We start from the raw sequence: 21,404 nt of genomic DNA, 5'->3' as shown, positions 1-21,404 counted from the left end.
GAGGTGGAGACGGTGGCTGTGTCGCCTCCCTGGATTCGGCGCGACCGGACCGGACTACGTCGGATCGGTCCGGACCACGTCGGACCGGCCCGGGCGGGGCCGGGCCGGTTCCGTCGGGCCGGTCAGGAGCCGGCGAGCAGGGCGTCCAACTGCTGGTAGCCCTCGACCACGCCGTGCTCCATGCCGCTGGCCAGGATGGCGTCCCGGGCCGCCAGACTGTCGACCACCGACAGCACGGTGACGCGGGTGCGGCCCTCCCCGGCGGGCTCGAAGGTGGCGGTCTCCAGCGAGACGCCGTCCGGAACGCCCTCGTAGGTGAAGGTCTGCACCAGCCGGTCGGCCGGCCGGACCTCGTGGAAGGAGCCGTAGAAGGCCGCGATCTCCTGGCCGTCGCGGTGCGCCGAGTAGCGGTAGTGCCCGCCCGTCCGCCCGTCCCAGGTGTCGATCTTCATGTCGAGGTCCTTCGGGCCGAGCCAGCGCACGACCAGCTCGGGATCGATCCAGGCCCGGAACACCCGCTCCCGCGGCGCGTCGAACTCGCGGACGATCCGGATGGTGGGCAGCTTGGGGTCCGCCTCGATGCGGGTCTCGGGGCCGGTGGTGGAGGTCATGACGGGGCTCCTTCGCTCTGCTCGGGTCGGTGGTTCTCTTCGGTGTGGCCGGTGTGGCCGGTGTGGCCGGTCTCCGGGGCTGGTCCGGTGCGTTCCTCGTCGGCCAGGTCGGCGAGCAGGGCGTCCAGTCGGCCGAACCGCTCCTCCGCCTGGCGCCGGTACCGCTCGATCCAGCTCGTCATCAAGTCGAACACCTGCGGCTCCAGATGGCACGGCCGTCGCTGTCCGTCCCGGCTGCGGCTCACCAGCCCCGCCTCCTCCAGCACCTTCAGGTGCTTGGAGACGGCCTGGAGGGACATCGCGTAGGACTCGGCCAGTTCGCCGACGCTCGCGTCCCGGATCGCCAGCCGGGCGACGATGTCCCGCCGGGTCGGATCCGCCAGCGCGACGAACGCCCGGGACAGCTGGTCGACGGCCACCGTTCACCCCTGTTCCTATTCAACCGATCGGTTGAGAACTACGCTACGCCGCCCGCCGGCCATATTCAACCGATCGGTTGAGGAATTGTCCGAGGGAGCGTGACGGCCGCGGCGAGGCGCGCGGAGCCCCGGCCGCTGCCGGGTGGCGCTGGTCGGCTGCTCAAGCGTCGACGGAGGTTCGAGGACGGGCAGGTGTTGACGACGGGAAAGTGTGAGTGGTTGAGTACTCACATGCAGAAGGAACGACCCCGGCAGCTGTCCACCGCCGAGGAGCGTCGCGAGACGGTGCTGCGCACCGCGATCGGGGCGTTCGCCGCGCGGGGGTACTTCGGCACCACCACCACGGAGGTGGCGAAGGCCGCCGGCATCTCGCAGGCGTACGTGTACCGGCTCTTCCCGAGCAAGGAGGCCCTGTTCGTGGCGGTGGTGGAGCACTGCTTCGTGCGGGTCCGGGGGAGTCTGGAGCGCGGTGCGGCGGATGCGAGGGGGAGTTCGCCGGAGGCGGTCCTGGGGTCCATGGGGGACGCCTACGCCAAGCTGATCACCGACAACGACCTGATGCTGGTCCAGCTGCACGCCCAGGCGGCGGCGGTCTCCGAGCCCGCCGTCCGGGAGGCGGTCCGGCAGGGGTACGCCCGCCTGGTCGAGTACGTGCGGGGCGCCTCGGGCGCGGCGGAGCCGCAGGTCCAGGGCTTCTTCGCCACCGGGATGCTCTGCCACCTGCTGGTCTCGATGGGCGCCGACGAGGTCGACGCACCGTGGACGCGGACCCTCGCGGCCGGCATCACCCACTACTGACCACCGCTGTCAAGCGCCACCCACCCCGGCGGGGCGGGAGGTCCGCGCGTACGCGACGGGCCGAACGCCACCGCCGTTTCTTTCGGCCGCGAGTGTGAGTGGTCAACCACTCATCGATCTGAGGTCCGCGTCCACGTCCCACACCCGAACCACCAGGGAGACCGCTCCATGTCCATCCAGACCATCGACACCACCGCCCCCGTCATCGTCCGGCTCACCATCACGGTCGACGCCCCGGCCGCCCTCGTCTGGGCCCTGCACACCGACGTCGAGGCCTGGCCGCGGTGGAACCCCGACATCGAGCAGGCCCGCCTCACCGGCGGCCCGCTCACCGGCCCCGGCGCCTCCTTCGGCTGGCGCACCCACGGCCTGGACATCACCTCGACCGTTCGCGAACTCGTCCCCGGCCGCCGGATCGTCTGGGGCGGCCCGGCCAACGGCGTGGAGGGGGTCCACGTCTGGTCCTTCGAACCCGCCGGCGACGGCCGGGTGACCGTCCGCACCGAGGAGTCCTGGAGCGGACCGGCCGTCGAGGCCATGCCGGAGGCGCTGGAACAGGCGCTGCGGGAGTCCCTGGAGCGCTGGCTGGACCGCCTCAAGGCCACCGCCGAGAGCGCGCACCTCGCGGCCGCCGCCCGCTGAACCCGGTTCGCTGAGCGCCGCCCGCTGAGCCCCGCCCGCTGAACCCAGCCCGTTGAACCCGACCCGCTGAACCCCGTCCTGGCCCTACCCCGAACCGTTCCCGGAAGGATCCCTCCCATGAGCGCCGACGCCACCCCCAAGCCCTACCTGACCGGCCACTACGCCCCCGTCGCCGACGAACTCACCGCCACCGAACTGACCGTCGAGGGCCACCTGCCGCCCGAGCTGACCGGCCGGCTGATCCGCAACAGCCACAATCCCAAGCTTGGCACCACCCCCACCCACTGGTTCAAGGGCAGCGGCATGGTGCACGGCATCCGGCTCCGCGACGGCCGCGCCGAGTGGTACCGCAACCGCTGGGTGAGGACGCCCGCCCTCGACGGCGCCCCGTACCTCACCGAGCACGGCCCCGACCTGACCGCCTCCACCGCCGGCACCCACGTCATCGAGCACGGCGGCCGCCTGCTCGCCCTCTGCGAGTCGGCCCTCCCCTTCGAGCTCACCGCCGAGTTGGAGACCGTCGGCGCCCACGACTGGAACGGCCGGCTCACCTCGGCGATGACCGCCCACCCCAAGGAGGACCCGGCCACCGGCGAACTGCACTTCTTCGCCTCCTCGCCGTTCCCGCCGTACCTGGTCCACCACGTCTCCTCGCCCGACGGCACCGTGCTCACCAGCCAGGAGGTGCCCGGCGCGAGCGCCGCGCTCAAGCACGACTTCGCGATCACCGAGCACCACGTGGTCTTCCTGGAGGGATCGGTCACCTTCGACCCGGCCGACCGCTCGGGCATCCCGTACGGCTGGGACGACGGCCGGCCGGCCCGGCTCGGCGTCATGCCGCGCGGCGCGGGCCGGGCCGCCGAGGTCCGCTGGTTCCCGGTCGAGGCCGGCTTCGCGATGCACCTCGCCAACGCCTACGAGGACGCCGCCGGGCGCATCGTCGTCGAGGGCCCGTCGGTCGGCCGGGACGGCTGGCAGCGCTCCTGGAACTGGTGGGTCGGCGCCCCCGACCGCGGCGCCGAGCCCAACTCCGGCTCCCGCAGCCGCCGTTGGATCGTGGACCTGGCGGCCGGGCGGGTCCGCGAGGAGCAGACCGACGACCTCACCGTGGAGTTCCCGACCATCAACGAGGCGTTCCTCGGCCGCGAGCACCGCTACCAGTACGCGCTGTCCTTCCCCGACGACCAGGGTGTCGGCAACCACGCCCTGGTCAAGTACGACCGCCGCACCGGCGAGCGCCGGCTGCGCCCGGTCGGCACCGGGCAGCTGCCCAGCGAGGCCGTGTTCGTCCCCGCCGACGACCGCCCGGACACCGACGAGGACGCCGGCTGGCTGCTCACCGTCGTCGGCGACCTGAACCTGAACGCCTCGAAGCTGCTCGTCCTGGACGCCTCCGACCTCACCCTCCCGCCGGTCGCCACCGTCCACCTCCCGCGCCGGGTGCCCGCCACGATCCACGGCTCCTGGATCCCCGACACCGCCCTCGCGTAACGCCCCCGGCCCGCACCGACGCCGCCAGCGGCCGCCTTCGCCGACCGCCCCGGCGCACTACGCGGTCGCGCAGTCCAGGACCCGGCCGTCGGCCGTACCGACGAGCAGGCGGCCGGGGCCGGTGGCGGTCAGGGCCGTCGGGACGACGGGGACACCGGCGACGGTCAGCCGGTGGCGCCAGCGCGGGGCGCCGGTGCGCAGGTCGAGGGCCAGGACGTCGCCGTTGCGGTAGCCGAGGTACGCGGTGTCCAGGTCGGTGTCGAGATCGGTGGCGACGTGGTCGGTCCGGAAGGTCCAGCGGGGTGTCCCGTCGGTGGCCGAGCGGCGAACGACGAAGGAGCCACCGGGCTGCAGCCCGTGGCCGTGGTGGACGGTTCCGGCGTGCACCAGGTCGCCGTCGTCGGCCTCCGCGCCGGGGCCGGGGAGGTGGGTCTCCCCGGGCTCCCAGGAGAGCGGGAACAGGGGCCGGACGCCCGCGCCCCCGGGTGAGCGCACCGAGAGCCGGCGCGGCTCCGAGCCCCGGCGGGCCGGTGGGGCCTCGGTGACGTAGTCCCGGCCGGCGTGCCGGATCCGCAGACGGTCCTGAGGGTCGGTGTCGTCCACGGTCCGGTGCCCGATCAGCAGGCCGTCGGGGAGGGCGGTGCACCCGGGCCGTTCCGGGTCGTCCTCGTCCTGGGCGAGGGTGGCCAGGACCGCGCCGTCCGGCAGTTCCTCGACGGCGAGGACGTGCCGCCGGGGCTCCCAGTCCGGGCCCAGGGCGGACAGCGCCCGGTGGGCGTCGGCGCTTCCGTCGGGGCGCGGGGCCGGGACCCGGGGGCCGGCCAGGTCGGCGGCGGTGAGCGAACGGGGTGCGACGGTGCGCCAGTCGGGCCGCCGCACCACGGCGACGTGGCCCTCGACGTGCGCCTTCCGGTCCTTCCAGTCGTCGGGCGGGGCCGTCAGCACGCGCAGGGCCCGGTCGTCGAGCCAGCCCAGTCCGCGGACCTCGCGGCCGAAGTGGTCCTCGATGAGCGAGGTGGTCGCGCCCGTCTCCCAGTCGAGCAGGAGCAGCTCGCCCTCGAAGAGGTAACCGCCGTCGTACCGGCCGGTGCCGACGGCGAGCAACGGCGCACCGGGGTGGAACGCCAGCGCGCGCACCGGGAAACGCGTCCGGAGCACGGCCCGGCAGCCGAGGTCCTCCGTGCCGTACACGCCCACCGTCGCCGTCCCGGCGAACCCGCGTTCGCCGACGACGGCGAGCAGACCGCGCCCGTCGTCCGGCACGGCGAGGACGGGTCGGCCGGCCTCGGCGAACGGGCGGTCGCCGGGACGGCGACGGACGCGGAGCGGGGAGGCCATACCGGCATCGTCCCAGCTGACGGCGTCGGGCCGGCGCGGGGGTGCCGGTGCGGACGACCCCGACGGCCGGACGGGCCTCACGAACCGCCGAGCGGGCTCCGGTCCTCCTGGTCGGCGGGGCCCGGCACCAGGGGCGCGACGACGTTCCGGGCCGGGCCGGTGGTGTCGTCGTGGTCGTAGTCGTCGTCCGAGTTCACCGAGGCGGTGATCGAGCCCGACGCCCAGGAGACCAGGCCGAGGATCAGGAAGAGCACGAGCAGGCCGCGCCCGGCGCCGCTCAGGACCAGTGGGCGGGTGGCCGACACCGGGCCGCCCGGCTCGCTGCCCGGTTCGTCGCCGAACAGCCGCTTGGGGTAGGCGGACGAGAGCATCAGCAGGTAGGCGGTGTAGCGCAGCCGGTAGCGCAGGATCGCGGTCGTCGCCTCGTACAGCGGCTGCGGCATCCGGCCCAGGACCAGCACCACCAGCCAGAGGACGAACGACACCAGCCACCACCCCGCGTACGCCAGGCCCTGCACGATCGAGGCCGGGATGACCAGGAAGACGCGGAACAGCACGGCCAGCCGGTTCAGTTCGCCCGGCCGCAGCTCGACCCGCACCGGGTGGTCGGGCACCTCGAAGCGGAACGGCGGGTAGCGGTCCACGGTGAGCATCAGGTACGCGGTGACGCGGGTCTCGTACGGGACGAACGCGGTGAGGTAGTCCGCCGCGAAGCCGGGCAGCCGGCCGAGCACCAGCGCGCCGAACCAGCCGATGACGGTGACGAGGAACGCCACCACCGACAGCACCCACACCACCACGAACTGGGGGATCAGCAGCAGCGCGCGCAGCAGCACCGTCCAGCGGTTCTGCGGGCCGGGCGCCGGCATGTCCAGTACCGGGAGCCACTCACCACTGACGGGGGCGGGGGGCGTCTGCCACATCCGGGCCTCCACGGATTCGGGACGACGGGGCCCGGCGGTCGGGCGCGGCCGGGTGCCCTCCGAAGATCGCAGTCCCCCGCCGGGGCCGCGCGCCGCGCTGCGCCGGACGGGGTAGTCGGCCGACCCGGCGCGGCCGGGGCGCCCACGGCCCCGGGGTGCGTCCCGGCCGTACGTGCGGCGCGGTCAGGCGATCTTCGCGCAGAGCGGTTCGGCGGAGCCGTGCTCGATGGTCAGCGTCCGGTAGCCGGTGGCACCGATGTCGATGGTGTACACGCCGTCGACGGTGTAGAGGTCGCGCGGCAGGTTGCCGGCGCCCGGGCCGACGCCGAGCAGGACCGGGCCGTGGGCGTGCCAGGTCTGGGAGCCGTCCGGCCGGTAGTCGACGACGGACCGGCCGCCGGCGTCCGCGTCGTACCAGGCGCCGGTGGCGGTGTTGGTGAGCCGCAGGACGAGGGCGCCCCGGAAGGCGGCGCGTCGCACGGTGCTGCCGTCGGGGGCGTACTCCAGGACCCGCCGCTCCACCTCGTCCACCACGGCCGCCATGTGTACGGGGAAGTCGCAGCGGGAGCCGGCCGGGAGGTCGTACGTCGGCGTGGGCGACGGCTCCCAGCCGTCCTGACCGCTGCCGGCTCCGGACGCCCCAGCTGTTCCGGAGGAGCCGAGCGGGCCGGACGCGGCGCCCGCCGGGGCGGCCGCCAGGCCGGTCAGGGCGAGTACGGTGACGGCGGCCAGCGCGGTGGAAGCGGCGGAGAACAGGATTCGTCGCATGATCGGTCCTTCTGGTGAGGTGTCGGGCGGCGTGCGGAGGGCCAGCGTGGCAGGCACCCCTGACCGGATTCTCACCACGCGCCCCGGCCCTCGCCGCCCGGGAACCCGGTGCGGCCCCGCGGACGCGTTCGAGGACAGGCCCGGGCCCTGGCTAGGGTGGCCCGCCATGGAGTTCCGACTGCTCGGGTCGTTCGAGGCCGACCACGAAGGTGAGTCCGTCCTCGGCGGCAGCCGCCGCCAGGAGCGGTGCCTGCTGGCCGTCCTGCTGCTGGAGGACGGCCGGGTCGTCACCACCGACCGGCTGATCGACCTGCTGTGGCACGGCGACCCGCCCGGCTCGGCCCGCGGCACCGTCCACACCTACGTCGGACGGCTGCGGGCCCGGCTGCGCCCGTACGCGGTGGCGATCGAGACCCGGCACCGCGGGTACGCCCTGGTGCCAGGCCGACACGCCGTGGACGTAAGGGAGTTCCTCGAACTGGCCGCCCGGGCGGCCGCCACCGGCGACCCCGGCGAACGGCTGCGCTGCCACGACCGGGCGCTCGCGCTCTGGCGCGGGCCGCTGCTCGCGGACGTCGTGGACGACGAACTGCGCGGACGGCTGGGCCGTCGACTGGCCGAGCTGCGGCTGTCCGCCCTGGAGCAGCGGGCCGAGATCCTGCTGGCCATGGGCCGGCACGAGCAGGTGCTCGCCGGTCTGACCGCGCCCTGGGCCGGGGCGCCCGCCGTCGACGGCTCCGCGCTGACCGGCTCTTCCGTCGACGGCTCCGCCCCGACCGGCTCTCCCGCCGACGACCTCCTCTCCCGCGAGCGCCTCGTCCTCGCCCTGATGACCGCCCTCTACCGGGCCGGCCGGCAGGCCGAGGCGCTCGCCCTCTACCGCCGGACCCGGCGCGTGCTGGTGGACGGCCTCGGCGTCGAGCCCGGCGCCGAACTCGCCGCCCTGCACGACCGGATCCTGCGGGCCGACCCACGGCTGGACCGCCCTCCGGCGCCGCTGTACGCGGTGCGGGTCGGCGACCAGTGGCTGCCGTGGAGCGCGGGCGGCCACCCGGCGCTGGAGTTCTGCAACACCTACGCCGGGTGGGGCGCCGCGCCGACCGCCGGGTCGGACTGGCTGCGCGGCTACCCGGCGCTCGCCGTCTGGGCCGGCCACCACGACCTCGCCGACGGACCGGTCGTCGAGGCGCTGCTCCGCCGGGCGGCCGAACGGCCCGAGGAGGCCGCCGCGGTGCTCGCCGACGCCCGTGCGTTCCGCTCGGCCCTCTACGGCTGCCTGACCGACCCGCAGGACGGCGCCGCCTTCGGCGCGGTGGCGGCGGTGGTGCAGGAGGCCGGCCGGTCCGCGGTCTTCACCCGCAGCGGGGACGGTCTGGCGCACTGGCGGCTGCCGCCGACGGCCGGCCTGCGGCTGCCGCTGTACGCCGCCGCCCGTGCGGCCGGTGAACTGCTCGCCGACCCGCGCCGGTTCACCATCCGGCGCTGCCCCAGCAGCGGCTGCGGCTGGCTCTTCCTGGACGCGAGCGGCCGGCGGCGCTGGTGCAGCCTGGCGACCTGCGGGACCGGGCCGGACTCCTGAGCCGTGCGCGCCGTCCTCCGGCCGTTCTCCGCCCTTCCCGATGTATTGACGAACCCATGACACTGACGGACCATCAAGCTGGCGCGCGCCTCACCTCCTCCACCGTTCCGTCCCCACGGACCCCCACAGGAGGACAGTCATGCGACTGCCCCACCGAGGGAAGCCCGCCGCGGCCACCGCCGTGCTGCTGGCTCTCGCCCTCGCCACCCCGCTCACCGCCCAGGCCGCCTCCGCCGACCGTCCCTTGGCTCCTTCGTCCGCCATCGCCGACACCACCATCGGCACCGCTTCCGACACCGCGCGGCAGTACCGGCTCGACGGCCCCCGGACCGTCGCCGAGCGCACCGCCGTCGCCGCCACCGGCGCCTCCGTCGACGCCGTGCTGCCCGACGCGGTGGTGGTCACCGCGACTCCCGCCGAGGCCGCGCGACTGCGCGCGCTGGGCTGGTCGCCGGTCGCCCTGCCCGGCCCCCGCTACGGCGCCGAGGCCGGCGCCGAGGGCCTGGTCGGGTCGCTGTACGACTTCCCGCAGGCCGACTCCGGGTACCACAACTTCGCCGAGGCGACCGCCGACATCGACGCGGTGGTCGCCGCGCACCCGGACATCATGAGCAAGCGCGTCATCGGTACCTCGTACGAGGGGCGGCCGATCACCGCGGTGAAGATCAGCGACAACGTCGGCACCGACGAGGACGAGCCCGAGGTGCTGTTCACCGCCCACCAGCACGCCCGCGAGCACCTCACCGTCGAGATGTCGCTCTACCTGCTGCACGAGTTCGGTGACAAGTACGCCACCGACAGCCGGATCGCCAACGCCGTCGACAGCCGCGAGATCTGGGTGGTCCCCGACCTCAACCCGGACGGCGGCGAGTACGACATCGCGACCGGCCGCTACCGCAGCTGGCGCAAGGACCGCCAGCCCAACACCGGCAGCAACAGCGTCGGCACCGACCTCAACCGCAACTGGAACTACAAGTGGGGCTGCTGCGGCGGCTCCTCCGGCTCCACCTCCAGCGAGACCTACCGGGGCAGCGCCCCGGAGTCCGCCAAGGAGACCAAGGTGGTCGCCGACTTCGTCCGCAGCCGGATCGTCGGCGGCAAGCAGCAGATCACCGCCGCCATCGACTTCCACACCTACAGCGAACTGGTGCTCTGGCCGTTCGGCTGGACCACCGCCGACACCGCCACCGGCATGACCGCCGACGAGTACAACACCTTCGCCGCCCTCGGCCGCGGCATGGCCGCCACCAACGGCTACACGCCCGAGCAGTCGAGCGACCTCTACATCACCGACGGGGCGATCGACGACTGGCTGTGGGGCGCCCAGCGGATCTTCGCCTACACCTTCGAGATGTACCCCGGCCCGACCGGCAGCGGCGGCTTCTACCCGCCCGACGAGGTGATCGGCCGCGAGACCAGCCGCAACCGCGAGGCGGTCCTGAAGCTGGTGGAGACGGCCGACTGCGTCTACCGCGCGATCGGCAAGCAGCAGCAGTACTGCGGCATCTCGGCCTGACCGGGCGTCCTCGGCCCGGGCCGCGGCACATGCTCCGCGCGGCGCGGCCCGGCGAGGACGGCGGCCGCTGCGTGAGAAGTCGGCCCGGCCGACTTCTCACGCAGCGGTCCCCCCGAGTGCCGGGCGTAGGAGGCAGGGTGTCAGAACATCGGCGGGTGGTCCGGCGTCGGGCCGCCCGCTGTGCCGTGCTCGCCGCCGTGGGCGGTCGCCGCCCCGGGAGGCCCCACCGGATCGAGGAGCGCGTCCAGCGCCCGGGCCGGTCACCCCTCGTCAGCGCCCCTCGCCCCGTCGGAGGCCGTCCGCACCCGCTTCCGTCGCGGAATCCCGCCGATCCGGTGCAACGACCGGGCCGCCCGGGCGGTCGGATGTGTAGGGTGACGAACACCTGGAGGAAACCGTTCGTTCGGTTTTCCGGCGGTGAAGGCGGACTGGTCGGAGACGGAACCGCCGGGACGGTCGAGGCGATTGCTCACCAAGGGGGCGGTGGGCCTTGACGGGTGGTGGGATCGGGGAGTGGTCGGCGGGATTCCTCGACATCGTCTTGTCGGTCGCGGGTGGGGCGCAGCTAAGATACGGGGTGTTTGGTTTTGTTTTCCGGGAGCTGAGGGCGGGTGGTTTTCGGTGGTACGGCAGGAGCGGGCGCTCCGGACACGTCGACTGATCCTGGAGGCGGCGGCCTCGGTCTTCGACGAGTTCGGGTACGAGGGCGCGACCATCGGCGAGGTGGTCTCCCGGGCCGGTGTGACGCGGGGTGCGGTGTATTTCCATTTCGCCTCGAAGCGCGATCTGGCGCAGGGCGTGGTGGAGGAGCAGTTCGTCCAGGACGGAGTTCCCGAACGGAGCTGCAAGCTCCAGGAGTTCGTGGACACCGGGATGGTGGTGGCGTACCTGATGCCGCGTGACCCGCTGCTCAGCGCGGGCGCCCGGCTCTCGCTCGGACAGGACTTCTTCGACGATCTCGGCGGCGGCGCTATCCCCGGCTGGATCAACCGGTTCGAGGCGCTGCTGGTCGCGGCCGGCGAGCGCGGCGAGCTGCTCCCGCACGTCGTGCCGGAGGACACCGCGTGGCTGCTCGTCGCCGCGTGGACCGGGGTGCAGATCCAGTCCCAGAAGCTCTGCGGCCGGGCGGACCTGGAGTCGCGGGTGTCCGGGCTCTACCAGCACCTGATGCCGAGCATCGCGGTGCCGGGCGTGCTCGGTTCGCTGCGGATGGGGCCGACCCGGGGGGCCGAGGTGGTGGCCGAGGCCGCGGCGGCGCGGGCGGCCGCGGAGGGCGGTGGCGCGGGCGGTCCCGTGCGCACCGAGGCGCAGGCGGAGGTCGCGGTGGGCTGACGGAGGCTCACTGGCCCTCCCTGTCAGGGGAGTCCGGGCGGGTGAGGACTGACGGGCGGCGACGGGACCACGGCGGTCCGGCGCCGCCTTTGGTTTGCCCGGAACCGGTCACGGAGGGTAGTGGGAGTCGCGCCCGGGTGACCGGCTGTGTCGTCGTCAGAAACAAACAGCACGTTCGGTTTTGTATTGACAAACCGCGCGTCCTGTTTTTGACTGGGTGCCAGTTGACCCAGGGTGTCGGCCCGGGTGCCGGCCGCGGCGAACGGACTGCGGCGTTCCGTGTGATTGGGGTGGTCATCGTGGAGGTTCGGGTGCTCGGGGCGCTGGACGTCCGGGTGTGCGGGGTCTCGGTGGTGCCGTCGGCGCCGAAGCCGCGGCAGGTGCTGGGGCTGCTGGCGCTGCGGGCGGACCAGGTGGTGTCGGCCGGGATGCTGGCCGACGAGCTGTGGTCCGGCCGTCCGCCGCGCAGCGCGCGCACCACCGTGCAGACGTACGTGCTCCAGGTGCGCGAGCTCATCGACCGGGCGCTCGTCGCGGCCGGTGCGGCGCGGGGGGTGTCCGGCGCCAAGGACGTCCTGGTGACCTCGCCGGGCGGCTACACGCTCAACAGCGGCGGCGGACCGACGGACCTGCGGGAGTTCGAGCGGCTGGCCGGAACGGGCTACCGGGCGATGGACGGCGAGGACTACCCGGAGGCCGCCCGGCTGCTCGGCGAGGCGCTCGCGCTGTGGCGCGGGCCGGCCTTCGCGGACGTCCAGGTCGGCGGCCAACTGGCCGTCGAGGCCCGGCGGTTGGAGGAGACCCGGCTCTGCGCGCTGGACCAGCGGATCGAGGCCGACCTGCGGCTGGGGCGGCACCGGGTGCTGCTCGCCGAACTCACCGTACTCGTGGACCGCTACCGCACCCACGAGAGCCTGCACGGCCAGTACATGGTGGCCCTGCACCGCTCCGGCCGCCGGGGCGAGGCGCTGCAGGCCTACCAGCGCCTGCGGAACACACTGGTGGGGGAGTTGGGCATGGAGCCCTCGGTCGCGCTGCGCCGGCTCCAGCGCTCCATCCTGCTCGCCGGGCCGGAGCGCGAACCCGCCGGGCTGGCCGCCGGGTCGGCGGCGGCCAGGCTCAGCCGGGCGGGCTGAACCGGCCGGTCGTCCGGGTCGGCGCCGCGTCGGCGGAACCGGACCCGGACGGCGGTCGGAGGCCGCGGCGCCCGTCGTGGGGCGGCCGCGGACCGGTCGGAAGCTGCTTGTCGTCGGGAGGGGTGGTGGGACGGGTGGTTCAGGAGAGGTCGGAACGGACACGCGGGCGGCTGGTGGTGGCGGGGGCGGCGCTGTTCGACCGTCGCGGCTACGCCGGGGCCACGCTCGGCGAGATCGCCGCGGCCGCCGGGGTGACGAAGGGGGCGCTGTACTTCCACTTCGCCTCCAAGGAGGATCTGGCCGGAGCGGTGTCCGGCCAGGCCGAGGGCGCACTGCGGTCGGCCTGCGCGGAGCTGCGGGCCGCCTCCTCCCCGCTCCAGGGGCTGATCGACGCCGGGTACTGGCTGGTCGACGCGCTCGGGGCGGACCCGGTGATCCGGGCGGCCTTCCGCCTCGGCCGCGAGGACGCCGGCTGGCAGGCACCGGGGACGGCCAGGGCGGTCGCGGCCGGGCTCGCCATGGCCGGGTCCGCCGCGCTCGATCCCGAGCACCGGGCCCTGGCCGAGCTGCGGGGCTTCCACGGCGTCTGGGCCGGGGAGGTGCGCGCCCTGCTGGTCGGCGCCCGGCGGGCGGGCGAGCTACGCGACCGCTCGGACGGCCTCGGCCCGGAGACCCTGGTGATGACCGCCGCCTGCGGGCTGGAGGTGGTGTTCGCCGACGGCTGCCCCATCGAGGAGCGCGCCCGCCGGGTCGGCGCCCTCTGGGAGTGGCTGCTGCCCTGCCTGGTGCCCCCGGGCGCGGCCGCCGGGTACCGCACCCGGCCCCCGGCCGTGCAGGCGGCGTGAGTCCGGAGCGGTGCCGGTGAGCTGCCCGCCCGTGCGGGACGGTCGGCGGGATCACTTGCTCGGGCGCTACGGTCCGTTGTCGACGTGGCACTGTCAGTGGGTCCGTCGAGGGCTCGGACGAGGGATCGGGGGACCCGGAGCCCCGGTGCGCCACCGGCCGCACGGGGCTCGCCGGGCTCACCGGGCCCGTCGAAATCCGTCCGGCCATCCCCGCGCGACGATGCGGTAGGGTTGCCGGAGCCGATTGTGACCGCGACTCAGGGAGGTGAGACCCATTACCGGAATGTCCGAGCGGGTGCTCCCGGAGCGCGGCCGCGTGGGCGCCTCACGCGCATAGCGCGGACGGCGCGCCGACGCGGTGCCGGCCCTGGCGGGAGCCCTGACGGAGTCATCAGCTTCCCGTCTTTCCCCCAAGGGGTCCTCTTGCCGGTCTTCTCCTCCGCTTCCCTCCGTTCCTCGGTGGTCTCCCGGCTGCGCGCCGCCGGGTGCGTCTTCGCCGAGGACGAGGCGCGGATCCTGCTCTCCGCCGCCGCCTCGCCCGCCGACCTGGCCGTGATGGTCCGCTCCCGCGCCGACGGCCGGCCGCTCGAACACGTCGTCGGCTGGGCCGAGTTCGCCGGGCTGCGGATCGCCGTCGACCCGGGCGTGTTCGTCCCGCGCCGCCGCAGCGAGTTCCTGGCCGCCACCGCCACCGCGCTGACCGCCCCGGGCGCGGTGGTGCTCGACCTGTGCTGCGGCAGCGGCGCGCTGGGCGCGGCGGTGGCCGCCGCGGCCGCGCACCCGGTCGAGCTCTACGCGGCCGACATCGATCCCGGCGCCGTCCGCTGCGCCCGCCGCAACCTGGCAGGCGCCGCGGCGGGGGTCTTCGAGGGCGACCTGTTCACCGCCGTGCCCGCAGGACTGCGCGGCCGGGTGGACGTGCTGATCGCCAACGTCCCGTACGTGCCGACCGACGACCTCGGCCTGCTGCCGCCGGAGGCGCGGCTGCACGAGGCCCGGCCCGCGCTGGACGGCGGATCGGACGGGCTGGACGTGCTGCGGCGGGTGGTCGCCGAGGCGCCGGAGTGGCTGGCGCCCGGCGGGGCGCTGCTGTTCGAAACCAGCGAACGGCAGGCGCCGACGGCCCTCGCGGTGACCCGGGCGGCCGGGCTGGCGGCGGTGGAGAGCTGGCACGAGGACCTGGACGCCACCGTGGTCACGGCGACGCTGGGCTGAACCACCCCGCTGCTGAAGGGAGTTCGCCTCCGGGGCGGAGGCGGAGGCAAAGGCAGAGGCCCGGCCGCCGGTACCGGTACCGGTAGCGGCGGCCGGGCCATTGCGCCGACTGGGACGTGAAGGCGGCCGGGCCGACGTGCCGGTCGGTCCGGTCCGGCGGTCAGAGGTGGGTGCCGTACACGTGGTCGACCGGAATGGTGAGGAGCACCCGGCGGTCGGAGACCATCACCTCGCGGTACTCCGCCCAGTCCGGGTGCTCGCCGGCGGCGCGGCGGTAGTAGTCCACCAGCGCCTCGACCTCCGGCCCGTCGGGGTCGGTGCCCGGCCCGGTCAGGGCGGCCACGCCCTCGGCGGTGGCCCAGGAGCGGCCGTCCGGCCCGGTCACCTCCAGGCTGGCCCGCGGGTCCCGGCGCAGGTTGGCGGTCTTGGCCAGCCCGTCCCGGGTGGAGATCAGGATGGCGTTCGCCGCCCGGTCGTAGAACGGCATGACGGGGGAGAGCTGCGGCCGGCCGTCCGCCTTGATGGTGGCGAGGATGCCGAGCCGGCTCTGTTCGAGCAGCGCGTACGGGTCGAAAGGAGTGGCGGTCATGGCAGCATCATCGGCCCTCACACCGGTGTGAGGGCAAGGTCCGGCCCGCGTGTTGGGCCAGGGAGGCCCCGCGGGACGGCACGGGCGGGCGCGCCGGTGCGGGAGCTTCGGGAAACCGCGGTGATCTCCGGTGCGAGCCGCTAGGGTCGGTCGCGACGATGGTGACGGTGCGTCATCGAGCGCGTACCGTCCGAGCCGAGGGGATGCCGCACGATGGCACGCGAACGCAGGCAGGTGGAACTGCTGGAGTTCTCCGACGACCTCCACACCGACGACGTCACCCCGCTGCAGGCCTTCCTGGCCGCCCGGATGCGCGAGCTGGTGGCGGCCCAACCCGAGGGCAGCAGCGCCCGGTTCGCCGCCGAGCGGCTGGCGCAGGTCACCGCCTGCGACTGCGTCTTCCTCTCGGACGTCCTGGTGGCCTGGGAGGAGGTGGTCCTGGAGGGCCGCAACGACGAGCCGGGCTGGACGCAGCGGATGCGCCAGGACGCCATGCTGTGGTGGGAGCGGCTGTGCGCGACGGCGGCCCGGTTCCGCGACCACCCCGACCACAGCCCCCGCTGGCGACCGCTGCCGTTCATGAACCTCGCCCACGCGGAGTTCATGGCGGGCCTGACCGACCGGGCGGGCGGCGTCTACGGGGACGGCGCGCACCCGTGATCCCGGACGGTCGGGGCGGTGGCCGCAGGGCGACGGCCGGGGCCGGGGGAGCGGGGGCCACGGCCGGAGCCGACCGGCGGGGGCCCCGCCCCGCTGCTCAGGCCGTCAGCTTCCGGACGGCCCGGGCCAGCGCCTCCGCCGTCCGCCGGACGTCCGCCCCGGTGGTGCGCCAGTTGCTGAACGCCGCGCGCAGGGCGGGCCGCCCCGCGTAGCGGGTGGGGGTGAGGAAGGCCTCGTCGGCCAGCTCGGCGGCGAGCGCGGCCAGCCGCTCCGGGGTCGGGTCCGCGGTCAGCGAGAAGCAGACCACGTTCAGCCGCACCGGGGCGAGCAGCTCCAGGCCGTCGATCCGGGTGACGTGCTCACCGAGCGTCCGGGCGCCGGAGACGCAGCGCTCCACGATCTCCCGGTGCCCGGCGCGGCCGTACGCCCGCAGGGTGAACCAGGCCGCGAGGGCGCGCAGCCGGTGGGAGTTCTCCGGCGTGAGGTGGACCAGGTCGGGGTGCTCGCTCAGCGGGCCGAGGTAGGCGGCGGCATTCTGGAAGACCCGGGCCTGGAGGTCCGGCCGGCGGGTGAACTGCACGGCGCTATCGTACGGCACGTTGAGCCACTTGTGCAGGTCGACGCAGACCGAGTCGGCGAGGTCCAGGCCGGCCACCAGCCGTTCGTGCTCCGGCGACAGCGCGGCGAAGGCGCCGAACGCGGCGTCCACGTGCAGCCAGAACCCGTACCGCTCGCGCAGCGCGGCGATCGCGCGCAGGTCGTCGAAGTCGACGGTGTTGACCGTCCCGGCGTTGGCCACCACCACGCACGGCCCGTCCGTCTCGGCCAGCGCCCGCTCCAGTGCGGCCACGTCCACCGCCTCCCGGCCCGGCAGGACGGGCACCGTCCGCAGTGCCGTACGGCCCAGGCCCAGCACCGACAGCGCCTTGGCGACGCTGGAGTGCGCACTGCCCGACAGCACCCGGACCCGCCCCAGCGCGCCGACCCCGTCCTCGGCGACGTCCACGCCGAGCCGCTCGCCCAGCCACTCGCGGGCGACCGCCAGCCCCACCGTGTTGGACATCGTGGCGCCGCTCACGAAGGTGCCGTGGTGCGCCGCCGAGAGCCCGAACAGCTCGCGCAGCCAGCCGACCGTCTCCCGCTCCAGCTGCTGACCGGCCGGGTCCAGGGCGGAGTTGGAGTTCTGGTCCACGGCCGAGGTCAGCCAGTCGCCCGCGAGCGCCGCCGGTGTCGCCCCGCCGGTCACGAAGCCGAAGTAGCGCGGCCCGGCGCTGGCCGACAGTCGCGGCTCCCAGCGCTCGGTGAACTCCGCCAGGGCGGCCGGTATCCCGCCGCCCTCCTCCGGGAGCGGTGCGGCGGCGGACGGTTCGAGGGCGGCTGGTTCGGCCGCGTCGACGGCGGCCCGAGGGACCACCGGCCGCTCGTCGAGGCCCGCCAGGAAGGTGAGCGCCCGCTGCCGGGTCTCCTCCAGCAGCTCGGGCAACCGGCCGAGATCGGCGGCGAGTTGGGGGTGCATGGCGCTTCTCCGGTGATCGACTGGGCGGTGTGCCCGAGGCTATCCGCCGGGTCGGCCGGAGTCCCGGTCCAATCCGGGTCGGGTGGCCTGAAACGCGCGGCGAGGTGGGGGAATTCCCGCCGTTCGGCTCAAAACCACCCCGGCGGTGCATTTTCAGCCGCTCCCTTGACCTCTCCGGAGGTGGCGAACGATGATCACCGTGCACCACGAACGAGCGAATGCTCCATTGTCGGGCGGACTTTCGATCCGAAACCTCAGGGAGGTGCAGGGCTCATGCGTTCCACCACCGCTCCCGGGACGGCGCCCGTGGCGCCGGGGCGCATTCCACTGCTCGGCCACCTGCCGCGACTGGCCGTCCAGCGGGTGGGGTTCCTGCAGTCCATCCGGGCGCAGGGCGACATCGTCAGGATATTCCTCGGGAATCGCCCGGTGTACGTCCTGAACTCTCCGGAGGCCGTCCACGAGGTTCTCCTCACACAGAGCAGGAAGTTCGGCAAAGGACTGCTGTTCGATGTCGCCCGGCCTTTCATCGGGAACGGCATCATCACCTCCGAGCGGGATTTCCACCTCCGCCAACGGCGCGCGCTGCAACCCGCCTTCCACCGGGACAGCATCGCCGGGTGCGTCGGCACGATGACCGACATCGCCGAGGAGCAGGTGTCGGCCTGGCGCCCCGGCGAGGTGATCCCGATGGACCTGGTGCTGCGCCGGATGATGACCGTCATGCTCGTGGCGACCCTGTTCAGCACCGAACGCCCGGACGGTGCCGCGGCCGTCGCCGAACTGGGGGAACGCGTCGCCGAGCAGCTGACCACGGTGATGCGCGGCGTCTTCGTGGGCACCGTGCTGCCCGCGCCGATCGCCTCCTCGCCCCTGCTGGGGCACCGCAGGTACCTGGCCGCGGCCGCGGCGCTGCGCGAACTCGCGGACACCGCCGTCCGGCAGGCCCGGCAGGCCGAGCAGGTCGAACAGGCGGGGTCGGAGGGGCCGGAGCGGCGGGGCGGTGCGGGCCACGGCGACCTGCTGTCGATCATGTTCGCCGGCACCCCGGGCAACCCGCGGGGGATGAGCGACGTGGAGGCCCGCGACGAGCTGCTCTCGCTGCTCATGGCCGGCGCCGAGACCACCTCCACCACCCTCGCCTGGGCGCTCCACGAGATCGGCCGGCGCCCGGAGCTCACCGAACGGATCAAGGCCGAGTGCGACGCGCTGCCCGTCGGCGCCCTGCCCGCCGCGGCGACGCTCCCGTTCACCGAACGCTTCCTCCGGGAGGTGCTCCGGCTGCACCAGCCCAGCTGGCTGCTCATGCGGCGCGCCCTGGAACCGGTGCGGATCCGCGGCGTCGACCTGCCGCGGGGAGCCGAACTGATCTACAGCGCCCTGACGATGCACCGGGACCCGGCCCACTACCCGGACCCGCTGCGGTTCGATCCGGACCGGTGGCTCGACCGCACCGAGAAGGACCTGCCACCGGGCGCCTACGTCCCGTTCGCCCTGGGCAACCGGAAGTGCATCGGGGACCACTTCGCGATGACCGAGATGCTGGTCGTCCTCCGTTCGATCGTCTCGCGGTGGCGGCCGCGGCCGGTCGCGGGGCACCGGGTCCGGCCGGTGGTCCACGCGCTGATCCGGCCCAACGCGCTGCCCATGCGCGTCTCACCCTGGCCGGCCGACTGAACCGGCCCCGTTCCCCGGAGGTGCGCCACCCCATGACATCGACGGCAGAGCCCCTCTCCCAGGACGCGGAGGCACCGGCCCTCGACACCGTGCCCTTCCCGCGCCGGATCAGCCCGGACTTCCGGGCCGCCCACGACCGCCACCTCGCCTGGCCCGAGTCCTTCGGCTTCCTGGCCGCGGAAGCGGAGCGGGCCCACCACCTCAAGGGCCAGTTCCCGCTGATCGCGGCCATGTTCTACCCGAACGCGACCGGGAGCGAACTGGACATCGGCGTCGACCAGCAGAGCTGGTACTTCCTGTTCGACGACGCGCTCGACGAACAGTGGGGCGGGGAGCCGGAGCGGGTCCGCAACCTCGTCGGGCTGGTCAAGGAGGGCGTCACCGGCGAGGCGTCCCCGCTGCCGCTGGCCGCCGCCTTCGCCGACATGCGGCGGCGCAGCTGCCAGGACATGCCCGGGGACTGGATCCAGCGATCGGCGGCCCACTGGTCGTCCTACCTGGACCACCACGTCCACGAGGCGCGCAGCCGGCGGTCCGGCACGCCCCTGACGCTGAGCGCCTACCTGAGGGTCCGGCGGCACACCATCGGGGTGGCGCCGGTCGTCGACCTCGCCGAGCGGCTGTCCTCGTGCGTCCTGCCGGACCACCTGTACGCGCTGCCGCACCTGTCGGTCATGCGCGAGATGACGAAGACCTTCATCATCTGCGACAACGACATCGTCTCCCTGGCGAAGGACGCGGCCCAGGGGGAGCAGAACAACCTGGTGCTCTGCCTGGAACGGGAACACGGGCTCTCCCGCCCCGAGGCCGTCGCCCGGGCCGTGCGCCGCCGCGGCGAGGCCCTGGAGCTGTTCACCGGCGCCCACCGGGCCCTGCTCGGCTCCACGGCGACGGGCCGCCTCGACCCGGCCGAGCGCGACCTGCTGCGGCGTTACTGCACGGAGGCGCTGCAGACCACCATCCGCGGGGCCTTCGACTGGCACCACGCCTCCACCCGGTACCACGGGTAGAGCGCCGCCGTCCGTACCACGACCGCGTTCCCAGGACCGACCCACGACCGCGTTCCCGGGGCCGCACCACGACCGCGTTCCCGGACCGATCCAGCTGAGGAGCCCGCACCATGCCCGAACACCGCTCGGCGTCCTTCGTCGCCTCCGAACGGGACCGCGGCTGCCCGTTCGACCCGTCGCCGGACCTCCGCCGGATGCGCGAGGAGGACGGCCTGCCGCGGCTGCGGGTCTCCCACCCGGTGCACGGCGGGATCGAGGCCGTCGTCCTCACCAGGTACGCCGACGTCCGGGCCGCCTTCGCGGACGACCGCCTGGTGACGGGCAACGGCATCGACCCGTCGCTGCCGCGCACCCTGTTCAACCACCCCGGCTTCCTGCCCGCCTACAGCGGCCCGGAGCACACCCGGCTGCGCCGGATGCTCACCGGCAGCTTCACCGTCCGTCAGGTCGAACGGCTGCGGCCCGCGATCGAGGCGATCGTCGCCGACCACCTCGACGCCATGGCGGAGCGGGGGCCGGTGGTCGACCTGGTCCAGGCGTTCGCCCTGCCCATCCCCTCGCTGGCGATCTGCGAACTGCTCGACGTCCCGTACGGCACCAGGGCGATGTTCCAGCGCTGCTCCCAGGTGATCATGGACGGCACCGCCGATGCCGACCAACTCGTCGCCGCGTCGGCAGAGTTGAACACCGCCATGGCGGACATCGTCGCCCGCAACCGGGCCACCCCCGGCGAGGGCGTGCTGGGCGCGGTGGTGCGGCAGCACGGCGCGGAGCTCACCGACGACGAACTCATCGGCTTCGGCACCACCCTGCTGGTCGGCGGGCACGAGACCACCGCGACCATGCTCGCCCTGAGCGTGCTGGCGCTGCTCCGCCACCCGGAACAGCTCGCCGCCCTCCGCGACGACCCGGAGGTCACCGGCACGGCCGTGGAGGAACTGCTGCGCCATCTCGCCATCCCCGCACCGCTGCTGCGCACGGCCGTGGCCGACGTCGACGTCAACGGCCACCGGATCGCCGAGGGCGAGCACGTCCTGCTCTCCCCGCTGACCGCGAACCGGGACCCCGGCCTCGTCCCCGAGCGCCCGGACGACCTCGACCTGCGCCGCCGTCCGGTCGCCCAGCTGTCCTTCGGCTTCGGTGCCCACCAGTGCCTGGGGCAGCAACTGGCCCGGCTGGAGCTGAAGGTCGCCCTGCCGGCCCTGCTGCGGCGCTTCCCCGGCCTGCGGCTCGCCGTCCCCGACGCCGAGCTGCGCTTCCGCGAGGGCTCGACGGTCTACGGCGTCGAGGCGCTCCCGGTCGCCTGGTGACCGGTGTGCCGAGCGGCTCCCGGGCAGGG

General features: G+C 74.3%; 20 protein-coding genes. 13 read left to right on the top strand and 7 right to left on the bottom strand.

What is annotated here, in order from left to right:
* Positions 1–122: 122 nt before the first annotated feature.
* Both ACIQI7_RS15130 and ACIQI7_RS15125 read right to left on the bottom strand, forming a co-directional pair.
* A complete protein-coding gene (locus ACIQI7_RS15130) occupies positions 123–611 on the bottom strand; it encodes an SRPBCC family protein (RefSeq protein WP_401109385.1) in 489 nt (162 codons plus the stop codon).
* Positions 608–1,030, bottom strand: coding sequence for an ArsR/SmtB family transcription factor (locus tag ACIQI7_RS15125; RefSeq protein WP_401109382.1), 423 nt, complete (start codon positions 1,028–1,030; stop codon positions 608–610). The genes ACIQI7_RS15130 and ACIQI7_RS15125 overlap by 4 nt, the downstream gene beginning before the upstream one ends.
* A gap of 231 nt (positions 1,031–1,261) precedes the next feature.
* Here ACIQI7_RS15125 and ACIQI7_RS15120 point away from each other — a divergent pair, with 231 nt between their 5' ends.
* The 3 genes from ACIQI7_RS15120 to ACIQI7_RS15110 all read left to right on the top strand — a co-directional run bounded on the left by ACIQI7_RS15120 (position 1,262) and on the right by ACIQI7_RS15110 (position 3,961).
* Positions 1,262–1,828, top strand: a complete 567-nt coding sequence (locus tag ACIQI7_RS15120; RefSeq protein WP_401109379.1) for a TetR/AcrR family transcriptional regulator — start codon at positions 1,262–1,264, stop codon at positions 1,826–1,828.
* 168 nt (positions 1,829–1,996) lie between these two features.
* Positions 1,997–2,470, top strand: coding sequence for an SRPBCC family protein (locus ACIQI7_RS15115; protein ID WP_401109377.1), 474 nt, complete (start codon positions 1,997–1,999; stop codon positions 2,468–2,470).
* 117 nt (positions 2,471–2,587) lie between these two features.
* Positions 2,588–3,961, top strand: coding sequence for a carotenoid oxygenase family protein (locus tag ACIQI7_RS15110; protein WP_401109374.1), 1,374 nt, complete (start codon positions 2,588–2,590; stop codon positions 3,959–3,961).
* A gap of 57 nt (positions 3,962–4,018) precedes the next feature.
* Here ACIQI7_RS15110 and ACIQI7_RS15105 read toward each other — a convergent pair whose 3' ends face one another.
* The 3 genes from ACIQI7_RS15105 to ACIQI7_RS15095 form a co-directional block, all read right to left on the bottom strand.
* Positions 4,019–5,299, bottom strand: a complete 1,281-nt coding sequence (locus ACIQI7_RS15105; protein ID WP_401109372.1) for a hypothetical protein — start codon at positions 5,297–5,299, stop codon at positions 4,019–4,021.
* Between the two features lie 77 nt (positions 5,300–5,376).
* Positions 5,377–6,222, bottom strand: coding sequence for a DUF4389 domain-containing protein (locus ACIQI7_RS15100; protein WP_401109369.1), 846 nt, complete (start codon positions 6,220–6,222; stop codon positions 5,377–5,379).
* A 183-nt stretch (positions 6,223–6,405) separates the two neighbouring features.
* Positions 6,406–6,990, bottom strand: coding sequence for a hypothetical protein (locus ACIQI7_RS15095; RefSeq protein WP_401109366.1), 585 nt, complete (start codon positions 6,988–6,990; stop codon positions 6,406–6,408).
* Positions 6,991–7,156: 166 nt separating this feature from the next.
* Here ACIQI7_RS15095 and ACIQI7_RS15090 point away from each other — a divergent pair, with 166 nt between their 5' ends.
* The 6 genes from ACIQI7_RS15090 to ACIQI7_RS15065 all read left to right on the top strand — a co-directional run bounded on the left by ACIQI7_RS15090 (position 7,157) and on the right by ACIQI7_RS15065 (position 14,613).
* On the top strand, positions 7,157–8,569 hold the full coding sequence (locus ACIQI7_RS15090; RefSeq protein WP_401109363.1) for a BTAD domain-containing putative transcriptional regulator: 1,413 nt from the start codon (positions 7,157–7,159) through the stop codon (positions 8,567–8,569).
* Positions 8,570–8,708: 139 nt separating this feature from the next.
* On the top strand, positions 8,709–10,085 hold the full coding sequence (locus tag ACIQI7_RS15085) for a M14 family metallopeptidase (RefSeq protein ID WP_401109360.1): 1,377 nt from the start codon (positions 8,709–8,711) through the stop codon (positions 10,083–10,085).
* Positions 10,086–10,706: 621 nt separating this feature from the next.
* Positions 10,707–11,417, top strand: a complete 711-nt coding sequence (locus tag ACIQI7_RS15080; RefSeq protein WP_401109357.1) for a ScbR family autoregulator-binding transcription factor — start codon at positions 10,707–10,709, stop codon at positions 11,415–11,417.
* Positions 11,418–11,716: 299 nt separating this feature from the next.
* Entirely contained in the window at positions 11,717–12,553 is an 837-nt protein-coding gene (locus ACIQI7_RS15075; RefSeq protein WP_401109354.1) for a BTAD domain-containing putative transcriptional regulator, read from the top strand.
* Positions 12,554–12,687: 134 nt separating this feature from the next.
* Positions 12,688–13,398, top strand: coding sequence for a TetR family transcriptional regulator (locus ACIQI7_RS15070; RefSeq protein WP_401109351.1), 711 nt, complete (start codon positions 12,688–12,690; stop codon positions 13,396–13,398).
* A 423-nt stretch (positions 13,399–13,821) separates the two neighbouring features.
* Positions 13,822–14,613 carry a putative protein N(5)-glutamine methyltransferase gene (locus ACIQI7_RS15065; RefSeq protein ID WP_401109349.1) on the top strand — a complete coding sequence of 264 codons (792 nt, stop codon included), beginning with the start codon at positions 13,822–13,824 and terminating at the stop codon, positions 14,611–14,613.
* 160 nt (positions 14,614–14,773) lie between these two features.
* Here the strand turns inward: ACIQI7_RS15065 and ACIQI7_RS15060 are convergent, their stop codons facing one another.
* A complete protein-coding gene (locus ACIQI7_RS15060; protein ID WP_401109346.1) occupies positions 14,774–15,202 on the bottom strand; it encodes a PPOX class F420-dependent oxidoreductase in 429 nt (142 codons plus the stop codon).
* Positions 15,203–15,415: 213 nt separating this feature from the next.
* On the opposite strand from ACIQI7_RS15060, the gene ACIQI7_RS15055 reads away from it, so the two are divergent.
* On the top strand, positions 15,416–15,862 hold the full coding sequence (locus tag ACIQI7_RS15055; RefSeq protein ID WP_401109343.1) for a hypothetical protein: 447 nt from the start codon (positions 15,416–15,418) through the stop codon (positions 15,860–15,862).
* Between the two features lie 97 nt (positions 15,863–15,959).
* Here ACIQI7_RS15055 and ACIQI7_RS15050 read toward each other — a convergent pair whose 3' ends face one another.
* Positions 15,960–17,378 carry a pyridoxal phosphate-dependent decarboxylase family protein gene (locus tag ACIQI7_RS15050; RefSeq protein WP_401109340.1) on the bottom strand — a complete coding sequence of 473 codons (1,419 nt, stop codon included), beginning with the start codon at positions 17,376–17,378 and terminating at the stop codon, positions 15,960–15,962.
* A gap of 273 nt (positions 17,379–17,651) precedes the next feature.
* Between ACIQI7_RS15050 and ACIQI7_RS15045 the strand changes: the two genes are divergently transcribed.
* The 3 genes from ACIQI7_RS15045 (at position 17,652) to ACIQI7_RS15035 (ending at position 21,375) form a co-directional block, all read left to right on the top strand.
* Positions 17,652–19,055, top strand: a complete 1,404-nt coding sequence (locus tag ACIQI7_RS15045; protein WP_401109337.1) for a cytochrome P450 — start codon at positions 17,652–17,654, stop codon at positions 19,053–19,055.
* 32 nt (positions 19,056–19,087) lie between these two features.
* Positions 19,088–20,065, top strand: a complete 978-nt coding sequence (locus tag ACIQI7_RS15040; RefSeq protein ID WP_401109334.1) for a pentalenene synthase — start codon at positions 19,088–19,090, stop codon at positions 20,063–20,065.
* A gap of 110 nt (positions 20,066–20,175) precedes the next feature.
* Positions 20,176–21,375, top strand: a complete 1,200-nt coding sequence (locus ACIQI7_RS15035; protein WP_401109331.1) for a cytochrome P450 — start codon at positions 20,176–20,178, stop codon at positions 21,373–21,375.
* Positions 21,376–21,404 lie beyond the last annotated feature (29 nt).

It is taken from the genome of Kitasatospora sp. NPDC092039, from assembly GCF_044756065.1.
Classification (GTDB): Bacteria; Actinomycetota; Actinomycetes; order Streptomycetales; family Streptomycetaceae; genus Kitasatospora.
Note: the sequence above shows the minus strand (reverse complement) of the source record. Positions and strands in the feature narration are given on the sequence as shown.

What these genes read in the sequence shown, in the direction of transcription:
- ACIQI7_RS15115 (WP_401109377.1), top strand. Translation starts at nt 1,997, where the DNA reads ATGTCCATCCAGACCATCGACACCACCGCCCCCGTCATCGTCCGGCTC.
- ACIQI7_RS15085 (WP_401109360.1), top strand. Translation starts at nt 8,709, where the DNA reads ATGCGACTGCCCCACCGAGGGAAGCCCGCCGCGGCCACCGCCGTGCTG.
- ACIQI7_RS15060 (WP_401109346.1), bottom strand. Translation starts at nt 15,202, where the DNA reads ATGACCGCCACTCCTTTCGACCCGTACGCGCTGCTCGAACAGAGCCGG.
- ACIQI7_RS15045 (WP_401109337.1), top strand. Translation starts at nt 17,652, where the DNA reads ATGCGTTCCACCACCGCTCCCGGGACGGCGCCCGTGGCGCCGGGGCGC.
- ACIQI7_RS15095 (WP_401109366.1), bottom strand. Translation starts at nt 6,990, where the DNA reads ATGCGACGAATCCTGTTCTCCGCCGCTTCCACCGCGCTGGCCGCCGTC.
- ACIQI7_RS15110 (WP_401109374.1), top strand. Translation starts at nt 2,588, where the DNA reads ATGAGCGCCGACGCCACCCCCAAGCCCTACCTGACCGGCCACTACGCC.
- ACIQI7_RS15100 (WP_401109369.1), bottom strand. Translation starts at nt 6,222, where the DNA reads ATGTGGCAGACGCCCCCCGCCCCCGTCAGTGGTGAGTGGCTCCCGGTA.
- ACIQI7_RS15090 (WP_401109363.1), top strand. Translation starts at nt 7,157, where the DNA reads ATGGAGTTCCGACTGCTCGGGTCGTTCGAGGCCGACCACGAAGGTGAG.
- ACIQI7_RS15050 (WP_401109340.1), bottom strand. Translation starts at nt 17,378, where the DNA reads ATGCACCCCCAACTCGCCGCCGATCTCGGCCGGTTGCCCGAGCTGCTG.
- ACIQI7_RS15040 (WP_401109334.1), top strand. Translation starts at nt 19,088, where the DNA reads ATGACATCGACGGCAGAGCCCCTCTCCCAGGACGCGGAGGCACCGGCC.
- ACIQI7_RS15035 (WP_401109331.1), top strand. Translation starts at nt 20,176, where the DNA reads ATGCCCGAACACCGCTCGGCGTCCTTCGTCGCCTCCGAACGGGACCGC.
- ACIQI7_RS15055 (WP_401109343.1), top strand. Translation starts at nt 15,416, where the DNA reads ATGGCACGCGAACGCAGGCAGGTGGAACTGCTGGAGTTCTCCGACGAC.
- ACIQI7_RS15105 (WP_401109372.1), bottom strand. Translation starts at nt 5,299, where the DNA reads ATGGCCTCCCCGCTCCGCGTCCGTCGCCGTCCCGGCGACCGCCCGTTC.
- ACIQI7_RS15120 (WP_401109379.1), top strand. Translation starts at nt 1,262, where the DNA reads ATGCAGAAGGAACGACCCCGGCAGCTGTCCACCGCCGAGGAGCGTCGC.
- ACIQI7_RS15130 (WP_401109385.1), bottom strand. Translation starts at nt 611, where the DNA reads ATGACCTCCACCACCGGCCCCGAGACCCGCATCGAGGCGGACCCCAAG.